This window comes from Mesorhizobium sp. M7A.F.Ca.CA.002.04.1.1, from assembly GCF_004022805.1.
Lineage (GTDB): Bacteria > Pseudomonadota > Alphaproteobacteria > Rhizobiales > Rhizobiaceae > Mesorhizobium > Mesorhizobium ciceri.
In genome coordinates this window covers 1-9142 of sequence record NZ_RZPL01000165.1, presented here as the reverse complement: position 1 = coordinate 9142, position 9142 = coordinate 1, and the positions used below count along the sequence as shown (strand labels likewise).

Genomic DNA, 9142 nt, shown 5'->3' with positions numbered 1-9142 from the left:
TCCGGGACGCGGCCGAGGAACTCGGCATTCCGCGCACCGAAGACTTCAACACCGGCACCAATGAAGGCTCGGGCTATTTCGAGGTCAACCAGAGGAAGGGCGTCCGCTGGAACACATCGAAGGCGTTTTTGCGCGGTATAGCGGGGCGCAAGAACCTGCGCGTAGTGCTCGGCGCGGAAACCGAACGGCTCGAATTCGACGGCCGGCGCGTCACCGGACTGGTTTTCCGCCAAGGCGGCCGCCTGCATCAGGTCCGCGCTGGACAGACGATCCTTGCGGCCGGCGCCATCAACTCGCCCAAGCTGCTCGAACTGTCGGGGGTGGGGCGCCCCGACCTGCTCTCGGGCATCGGCGTGGATGTCCGTCACGCGCTGCCGGGTGTCGGTGAAAATCTGCAGGACCATCTGCAGATACGCACCGTCTTCAAGGTCGCCAACACCGCCACACTCAACCAGCGCTACCACAATCTGGTCAGCCGTGCGTCGATGGGGCTGGAATACGCGCTCAAGCGCAGCGGGCCGCTGTCGATGGCGCCAAGCCAGCTCGGCATCTTCGCCAGGAGCGATCCGCGCCTCGCAACGCCCGATCTGGAATATCATGTGCAACCGCTGAGCACCGACCGTCTGGGCGAGCCGCTGCATCGCTTTCCCGCGGTCACCGTCTCGGTCTGCAATCTGCGTCCGGAAAGCCGGGGCAGCGTGCACATGGCTTCGTCCGACGCGCGGGAGACGGCGAAGATCCGGCCGAACTATCTTTCCACCGAGGGAGACCGCAGCGTGGCCGTCGCGTCGTTGCGCCATGTCCGCAGCTTGATGAAGGCTCGGGCGGTGGCGCGCTTTGCGCCGGAAGAGATGCTGCCCGGCACGCAGTATGACAGCGATGAAGAGCTCATCCGCAAGGCCGGCGATATCGGCACGACGATCTTCCACCCCGTCGGCACCTGCAAGATGGGTTCGGATACGATGGCGGTGGTCGACGACGGCCTGCGTGTTCACGGGCTTGCCGGGCTGCGCGTGGTCGATGCCTCGATCATGCCGACAATCGTCTCGGGCAACACCAACTCGCCGGTCGTCATGATCGCGGAGAAGGCAGCCGAGATGATCCTGCAAGAGGCCCGCTGACCGCCATCGGCTTCAAGCCGTGGCAACACCGCGCGATCGCCGCTTCTCGGCCGCCGCGAGCAGATCGACGAAGGTGCGCACCTTGGCGGGCCGGAACCGGGCCGGCGGAAAGACTGCGTGGATGCCGCCTGACGGCAGGCTCCAGTCGGCAAATACCGGCACCAGCCGCCCCTCGGCGATATCGTCGCTGACGCTGTAGTCCGGAAAGACGCCCAGCCCGATGCCGACGAGCACGCAAGCAAGGGCGGCGGGGCTCTTGTCGCACATGAGGACCGGATTGAGCTCGGTCAGCACCGTTTCGCCATCCCTGGAAAACAGCCATTGGCCGATGCCGCGCAACTGGGTGTTGCCGACCCAGGCCAGCGATCTTGCCTGGTGCGGCGTCAGGTCGGGCGGCAGGCTCGCCGCGAAGCCAGGGCTCGCCACCACGATTTGCCGGATCGTCCCCAGCCGCCGCGCCTGGTTCGAGGAATCGGTGAGCCAGCCGACGCGGATGCCGAGATCGATCTGCTCGTCCACCAGATTGCTGACGGCGTCGTCGAAGATCGCCTCGACGCGCATCTGCGGATAGGTTCTGAGATAGGCCGCCATGACCGGAGCCACCATCTTGGTGCCGTAGTCGAGCGGCGCCGTCAGCCTCAGCGTTCCGCTCGGTTCGACGGCCCCGCGCGAGATTTCGCCATAGGCGGCCTCCGCTTCCCGCAGGATGATCATCGCGCGGTCATAGAAGAGGCGCCCCTCTTCGGTCGGCGTGACACGCCGGGTCGTGCGCTGCAGCAGCGTTGCGCCCAGTTCCTCTTCGAGCTTGCCGATCTGATGGCTGACCACGGCCTTGGCGACGCCAAGCCGGTTGGCTGCGGCCGTGAACGAGCCGGTTTCCATCACCGTGGTGAAGTAGGCGAGCCGATTGAGGTTCAGAAGTTCGGCCAAGCTGGCTGCCATTTGTATGATCAGATCATACAGTTTGTATTATTGGGTGCCATTTATCGCAAGACCCCCACCTGCCACATATCAGCCAACGGCATTCGATCAAGCCGGCAGCCGGATCATGGGTAGCAGCGATTATGAACAATTCAGAAGTGACCTATCTTTTCGATCCGCTCTGCGGCTGGTGCTATGGTGCCACCCGGATGCTCGGCCGGTTGTCGGCCGCCGGCGTGCGCGTCGAGCTGCTGCCGACCGGCCTGTTTTCCGGCGCCGGCGCGCGTCCGATGGATGAAGGTTTTGCGGCGCACGCCTGGGCGAACGACCAGCGCATCGAGCGCCTGACCGGACAATCGTTCACGCCGGCCTACCGGCACAATGTCCTCAATGTCCGTGGCACCCTGCTCGACTCACATGCCGCCACACTCGGCATCACTGCCGCTGGCCTGGAGGACCCTAGCCGCCGGTTTGCGGCGCTGAAGACGATCCAGCATGCGCGCTATGTAGAAGGACGCGATGTCGTGACGATCGGCGGTGTGGCCGAGGTGCTCGCCGCCGACGGCATGGCGGACGCCGCCGAAATGCTCAAGGCGCCGACCGAAACATTGCTGGCGGCTCACCGCGATCAGGTTGGCCGTGGCCGTGCGCTGTTCCAGCGCCTGCATGCCGATGGCGTGCCTTCGCTCGCGGTCATCCGCAACGATGCGCCCCGGCTCATCGGTTCGAACGCGCTGTTCGGCAGCTTCGACAATCTCGTCGCCCACATCGCGGCGGCGTGACCCCATCCTCCAGACCCCCAAGCATAAGGAAACAGACATGGCAAAAGTCGCTCTCATTGGTGCATCGGGCGCTGTCGGTTCGCGCCTTCTCAGGGAACTCTCCGATGGCGGCCATACCGTCACGGGCATCGCGCGCAACCCGGAAAAGATTGTCGCGCTTCCGGGCGTGACGGCCAGGAAGGGCGATGTCTTCGACACAGAAGGTCTCGCGGACCTGATCCGCGGCCATGACGCTGTGATCAGCTCTGTGCATTTCCTGGATAGCGATACCGATGCACTGATCGAGGCGGTGCGCGCCTCCGGCGTGAAGCGCTATCTCGTCGTCGGCGGCGCCGGCAGTCTCGAAGTCGCGCCCGGCAAGCGGCTGGTCGATAGCCCCGACTTCCCGGCGATCTACAAGGCAGAAGCGCAGAAGGGCGCCGACTTCCTGGACAGATTGAAGACGGTCGACGACCTCGATTGGACGTTCCTGTCGCCATCCGCCATGTTCGTGCCTGGCGAGCGCACCGGCAAATTCCGCCTCGGCAAGGACACGCTTCTCGCCTCCGACGAGGGCAGCAGCATTTCCTTCGAGGACTACGCGATCGTCATGGTCGACGAGATCGAGAAGCCGGCCCATATCAGGCAGCGCTTCACCGTCGGCTATTGAGCGAACGGATGGTGGCGGCCGGGTCTCAATCGAGGCCGGCCGACGCCAGCCGCATCAGGGTCCGGTTCAATCTCGGTGCTGCCGCCACCAGCGCCTTTCCAATGGCCGATTGCGGTGCGTCGATGACGGTTCGGGCATCGCCGTTCTCGGCAACCCGGCCGGCGTCGAGAAGGATAACGCGGTGGGCGATCGACCGGATGACGCCGAGATCATGTGAAATGAAGAGATAGGCGATCTTTTCCTGGCGCTGCAGGTCGAGCAAAAGCTCGAGGATCTCCCCGCGCACGGAAACGTCGAGCGCCGACACCGCTTCATCGAGCACGATCAGCGACGGCTTCGTGGCGATGGCGCGGGCAATGGCGACGCGCTGCCGCTGGCCGCCTGAGATTTCATGGATGGCACGCGGGGCGAGGTCCGCCGTCAGCCCGACGCGCTCCAGCAAGGCGGCGATGCGGCGCGGGCGCTCGCTGCGGGAAGCGATGCCATGGATGCGCAAGGGATCGTCGAGCACACGCGCCACTGTGGCGCGCGGGTTGAAGGCGGCAAGCGGGTCCTGGAACACCATTTGCAGGCGCGCGCGGCGGGCACGCAGTGCTGCGCTGCGCAGGGCCAGGAAATCGTCGCCTTCGAACTCGATGCGTCCGTCGTCCGGCTCGATCAATCGCAGCACCACCCGCGCGATCGTCGATTTGCCGCTGCCGGAGGGTCCGGCCAACGCCAGCGTTTCGCCCGGCTCGATGTGAAAGGAGACATCGTCGACTGCAGCGATGGTGTTGTCGCCGCGACGGTAGCGCTTGGTGAGGTTGGACACCGCCAGCAGGCTCATGCGTGGAGCCCGGCTCGGTTCAGCAGCGGCTTGGTGTCGAGGCCGATATCGGCATCGAGCAATGCGCGCGTATAGGGTTGGGCCGGGGCGCCGACAATCTGCGCCGTCATGCCAAGCTCGACCAACTGCCCATGGCGGAAAACGGCGATGCGCCCGGCAAGCTCGGCCGCCAGCGCGATGTCATGGCTGATGAACAGCAGCGTCATGCCGTCCTCGGTCACCAGGCGTCGGATCAAGGCGACGATCTCGGCCTGCACGATGGTATCGAGCGCGCTGGTCGCTTCGTCGGCGATCAGCAATTTCGGACCGGCCGCAATGGCGGCGGCGATCGCCACACGCTGCTTCTGGCCGCCGGAAAGCTGGTGCGGGAAGGCGCGCAGGGCCGAGTCAGGATCGGGCAGGCGGACGCGTTCGAGCAGGGTTTTGGCCCTGGCATAGGACTGGGACCAGGTGAGGCCGAGATGGGTGCGGGCGACTTCGGCGATTTGTTTGCCGATTGGCATTACGGGGTCGAGGCTGGCGGATGGGTCCTGGAAGACGAAACCGATATCGCGGCCGCCGCGGGGAGGGTGACTTGATCTGGTGAAGAGCTTTTGCGGTCTGTGCTCTACGAGGCCCCCCTCTGTCCTGCCGGACATGTCCGGCAGGACAGAGGGAGGTGCCTTGGCGCCCAACGCCGACGGTAGGAACCAATCGATCTTTCCTTCAGTCTTGGTGCTTGCCGGCAACAGCCCGGCAATCGCCAGCGCCAGCGTGCTCTTGCCCGAGCCACTTTCGCCGATGATGGCCAAGCGCTCGCCAGCCTCTATATCGAGGCTGACATCCTTCAGCGCCGCCACCTCGCTGCCGTCGCGGCGGTAGGTCACCGTCAGGTCGCGGATCGAAGCCAGCGCGGTCACGACAGGCCTCTCCTGACCGCCGTCGTCTCGACAATGCCTTCACCGGCGAGATAGACGCCGAGCACGGTCAGCACCAGCGCTATGCCCGGGACGATCGACAGGAAGGGCGCGGTGCGCAGGACAGCGCGGCCTTCGGCAATCATGCCGCCCCAGGTGACCCGGTTGGGATCGCCCAGGCCGAGGAACGACAAGGCCGCCTCGGTGAGGATCGCCGCGGCGACGATCACCGACGACATCGCCAGCACCGGCGGCAAGGCATTGGGCAGCACCTCGCGAAAGGCGATCGCCAGCGGGTGCATGCCGATGACCCTGGCGCCGGCGACATAATCGCGTTCGCGAATGGAGAGGACTTCCGCGCGGGCGACACGGGCTGGTCCGGTCCAGGTGCCGAGCGCGATGGCGATCACGACGATGCCGAGCGACGGTCCGACGACGCTGACGAAGGCCAGTGCCAGCAGGAAACTCGGCACGGTCTGGAAGGCGTCGGTGATGCGCATCAGCACCTCGTCGACGAGGCCGCCGGCAAAGCCGGCCAATGTGCCGACCACTGCCCCGACGACAAGTGCGGCGGCCGCGGCGGCGATCCCGACAGCCAGCGATGTGCGGGCGCCATGAAAAAGCTCGGCCAGCACGTCGCGGCCAAGCCGATCGGTGCCAAGCGGGAGCGACCAGTCCTGGAACGGCGGCAGCAGCGCCGGCCCGGCAATCGCTTGCGGATCGCCGGGGAACAGCAGCGACGCCGACAGTGCCATGGCGATCAGCGCCGCCAGGAGGATGGCGCCGGCGACCGCCTCGGGCGTGCGCAGAAAGCGGCGGAGGGCACTCATGCGCCGGCCTCGCAGGCGCCGACGCGCGGGTCGAGGAAGGCATAGGCGATGTCGACGGCAAGGTTGATGACAATGACCAGGACGGCGCTGGTGAGAATAATGCCGAGCAGAAGCGGCGTATCGCGGGAGGCGACTGCCTCCTGCGCCAGCCGGCCGAGGCCGGGCACGGAAAAGACGCTCTCGATGACGACACTGCCGCCGAGCATCTGCGCCGACTGCAGGCCGAGCATGGTGACCAGCGGCAGCAGTGCATTGCGGGCGACGTGGGCGAGCACGATGCGGCGGCGTGATAATCCCTTGGCGCGCGCGGCCAAGACGAAATCCTGCCGCCAGACCTCGGCCATGCCGGCGCGCATCATGCGCAGATAGAGCGCCAGGTAGATGAAGCCGAGGGCCGAAACAGGCAGGATAAGATGGACGGCGATGTCGGCTGCGCGGTCAAGGCCGGTCTTGTCGGAAGCCAGGGTCTCGATGCCGCCGATCGGCAGCCAGCGCAGGTCGACGGCAAAGACGACGATCAGCACCAGTCCGAGCCAGAAACCCGGCACGGCATAGAGCGCCAGCGAGCCGATCGACAGGAAGCGGTCGCGGAAACTGCCCGGCCGGGCGCCGGCATAGATGCCGAGTGCCGAGCCGAGCCCGAAGGAGAGCGCGGTGGCGCTGACCATCAACAGCAGCGTGTTGGGCAGGCGTTCGAGGATCACATCGCGGATCGGTCGGGAGAAGGTCACCGACTGGCCGAGGTCGAGATGCAACAGCGCCCAGAGGTAGTTAGCCAGCCGCGTCAGCTCCGACTGGTCGAGGCCCCAGCGATGACGCAGCAATTCGATCATGCCGGCGTCGCCGCCGGTCGAGACGATGTAGGCGTCGACGGCGTCGCCGGGGGCGGCCTCGAGCAAAAGGAACGTGCCGATGACGACGATCAGCAGCACGAAGATGCTGCCGACGAGGCGGCGGCGGAGAAGGGTGAGGGCGCGGTTCATGGGGGCGTCGATGGGTTGGCGATACGTTGATTAGGACCGCGCCTAGGCACCCTCCTCTGTTCTGCCGGACATCTCCCCCTCAAGGGGGGAGATCGGCTGTCTCTTTTGGCTTCGCCAATCTCCAACGTTGAAGAATTCGCGGGACAGACAAGCGGCCAATCTCCCCCCTTGAGGGGGAGATGTCCGGTAGGACAGAGGGGGGCCTCGTAGAACTCAAAGCCTACGATGATTTCGCGAATTTTCATCCGCGCAATTCTGTCACGATTCCAAATACGTGTCCGCCCAGTTCGACACCGCCCAGCGCGGGTTGTTGGCGATGTTGCCGACGGTGTCTCGCGCGACGCTGATGAAACTCCATTCGGCGACGTTGATCAGCGGCAGGTCGGCAGCCACCGCCTTCTGGAATTCCTTGTAGAGGTCGGTGCGGGCTGATGCGTCGAGCGTCTCCGATGCCTTGGCGATGAGCGCATCGAGCGCATCGTTCTTGTAGCCGCCCTGGTTGGAGAACGGCACGCCGTCCGGAATGCCGCTCTGCACCAGGATGGTGGTCGAGATCGCCGGATCGCCGCGGAACACCGGCGGACCGACCGCGAGATCGAAGGCGTGGTCGGTGTAGACCGCCTTGATGTGCGCGGCCGAGTCGTTGTTGACCAGCTCAGCGTCGATGCCGATGGCGGCGAGCGCCTGGCGCAGATAGTCGCCGAACTGTTTTGTCTCGTTGAAATAGGGCGCAGGCAGCAGTTTCAGCGTGAAGCGCTTGCCGTCCGGGCCTTTCTTGTAGCCGGCTTCGTCGAGCAGCGCGTTGGCCTTGGCGACGTCGAAGGCATAGGTCGGCACATCGGCGGTGTAGAATTGTGGATCGTTCTTCGGCACCGGGCCGGTGGCTGTCGCGGCATAGCCGAGGAACACCGTCTTGACGACGAAATCCTTGTCGATGGCATGTGCGATCGCCTGCCGCACTTTGACGTCGGCCAGTTCCTTGCGGCGATGATTGATCTCGACGACGAGTTGATAGGTCAGCCCTTCGTAACCCTTGGTGATCACTTTCAGCCCCGGCACTTTCGAGATGCGGTCGAGGTCGGCCAGCGGCACGGCGGAAAAGGCCGCCAGCTGGATCTCTCCGGCCTCCAGCGCGCTGGCCGCGGACGTGCGATCCGGCAGCACCTGATAGATGATCTCATCGAGATAGGGCTCGTCCTTGCCCCAGTAGTCGGTGTTTTTGGTCAGCCGGTAATACTGGCCGGCCTTGTACTCGCCGAATTTGAACGGTCCGGTGCCGATGGGCGCGTTGTTGGCCGGGTTGTCCTCGATCTTGCCGACCTCGTAGATGTGCTTCGGCACCACGCTGCTCAGCGCCGGCAGCGCGTTGCGGATCAGCTGGAACGGCGTCGGCTTGGCGAATTTGAACACACCGGTGAGATCGTCGGGGGTCTCGACGCTGGCCAGGTCCTTGAACACGGTGCGGCCGAGGTTCTGCAGCGGCTTCCAGATCTGCAGCGCCGAGAAGGCCACGTCGGCGGAGGTGAACGGCTTGCCGTCATGCCATTTGACGCCGTCGCGCAGTTTGAACGTCACCGAGAGCCCGTCGGCGGCACCCTCCCAGCTCAGCGCCAGCCTTGGCGCGAGTCCGTCCTTGCCGTCGTAGGAGGCTTCGGCCAGCGTTTCGACGATCTTGCTGGAGATGAAGAAGACGCCGTTGGAAGCGACGATCGCCGGGTTGAGGTTGCGCGGTTCGGAATCGGCGGCAAGCACAAGCCGCCCGCCCTTCTTCGGCGTCTGCGCCCAGCCCGGTGTCGGCATGGCGGTGGAGGCCAGCAGCATTGCCGAGCCGGAAAGCATCGTGCGCCTGGAAATCGTGAAACCTGACATGATCGAACTCCGTCCTCTCCGCGACCCGGTTGGGCGCGCCAATACCCCTCGAACGCCGGCAAGCCCGCCAGCATCCTTGCGGCGGCGATTATGAGCCTTGCCGAGGGTTTCGCCAGAGACGGAATTGGCGCATCCTCGCTTGGCTTTGAAATTTTCGTCCGCTGGACCAGTTTGGAATATGCGCTTCTATCACGTCAATCTGGTAGGACCAAATTGATGGGATATGCGACGGACAAAGGTATGATGACATGGAACGGTGCTGTTT

General features: G+C 65.1%; 9 protein-coding genes. 3 read left to right on the top strand and 6 right to left on the bottom strand.

The genetic code is table 11. From position 1 onward, the window contains the following. A partial coding sequence (locus tag ENZ75_RS11455; protein WP_164887784.1) for a GMC family oxidoreductase occupies positions 1–1121 on the top strand: 1121 nt, incomplete at its 5' end. Between the two features lie 12 nt (positions 1122–1133). On the opposite strand, the gene ENZ75_RS11450 is transcribed toward ENZ75_RS11455, so the two are convergent. Then, positions 1134–2051, bottom strand: a complete 918-nt coding sequence (locus ENZ75_RS11450; protein WP_063170340.1) for a LysR family transcriptional regulator — start codon at positions 2049–2051, stop codon at positions 1134–1136. Positions 2052–2185: 134 nt separating this feature from the next. Here ENZ75_RS11450 and ENZ75_RS11445 point away from each other — a divergent pair, with 134 nt between their 5' ends. Both ENZ75_RS11445 and ENZ75_RS11440 read left to right on the top strand, forming a co-directional pair. Continuing rightward, on the top strand, positions 2186–2824 hold the full coding sequence (locus ENZ75_RS11445) for a DsbA family protein (RefSeq protein WP_024504444.1): 639 nt from the start codon (positions 2186–2188) through the stop codon (positions 2822–2824). Positions 2825–2861: 37 nt separating this feature from the next. Continuing rightward, positions 2862–3473 (top strand): NAD(P)-dependent oxidoreductase, encoded by a 612-nt coding sequence (locus ENZ75_RS11440; RefSeq protein ID WP_063169057.1) that lies wholly within the window; start codon positions 2862–2864, stop codon positions 3471–3473. A gap of 25 nt (positions 3474–3498) precedes the next feature. Here the strand turns inward: ENZ75_RS11440 and ENZ75_RS11435 are convergent, their stop codons facing one another. From ENZ75_RS11435 to ENZ75_RS11415, 5 genes are all read right to left on the bottom strand, one after another. Beyond that, entirely contained in the window at positions 3499–4299 is an 801-nt protein-coding gene (locus tag ENZ75_RS11435; RefSeq protein ID WP_013529483.1) for an ATP-binding cassette domain-containing protein, read from the bottom strand. After that, entirely contained in the window at positions 4296–5198 is a 903-nt protein-coding gene (locus ENZ75_RS11430; protein WP_063169056.1) for an ABC transporter ATP-binding protein, read from the bottom strand. The genes ENZ75_RS11435 and ENZ75_RS11430 overlap by 4 nt, the downstream gene beginning before the upstream one ends. After that, positions 5195–6025 carry an ABC transporter permease gene (locus ENZ75_RS11425; RefSeq protein WP_063169055.1) on the bottom strand — a complete coding sequence of 277 codons (831 nt, stop codon included), beginning with the start codon at positions 6023–6025 and terminating at the stop codon, positions 5195–5197. The genes ENZ75_RS11430 and ENZ75_RS11425 overlap by 4 nt, the downstream gene beginning before the upstream one ends. Then, positions 6022–7008: an ABC transporter permease gene (locus ENZ75_RS11420; RefSeq protein WP_063169054.1), complete on the bottom strand. Its 987-nt coding sequence runs from the start codon at positions 7006–7008 to the stop codon at positions 6022–6024. Before ENZ75_RS11420 ends, ENZ75_RS11425 begins: the two co-directional genes overlap by 4 nt. A 258-nt stretch (positions 7009–7266) precedes the next feature. Next, positions 7267–8877, bottom strand: a complete 1611-nt coding sequence (locus ENZ75_RS11415; RefSeq protein WP_063169053.1) for an ABC transporter substrate-binding protein — start codon at positions 8875–8877, stop codon at positions 7267–7269. Positions 8878–9142: the final 265 nt, after the last annotated feature.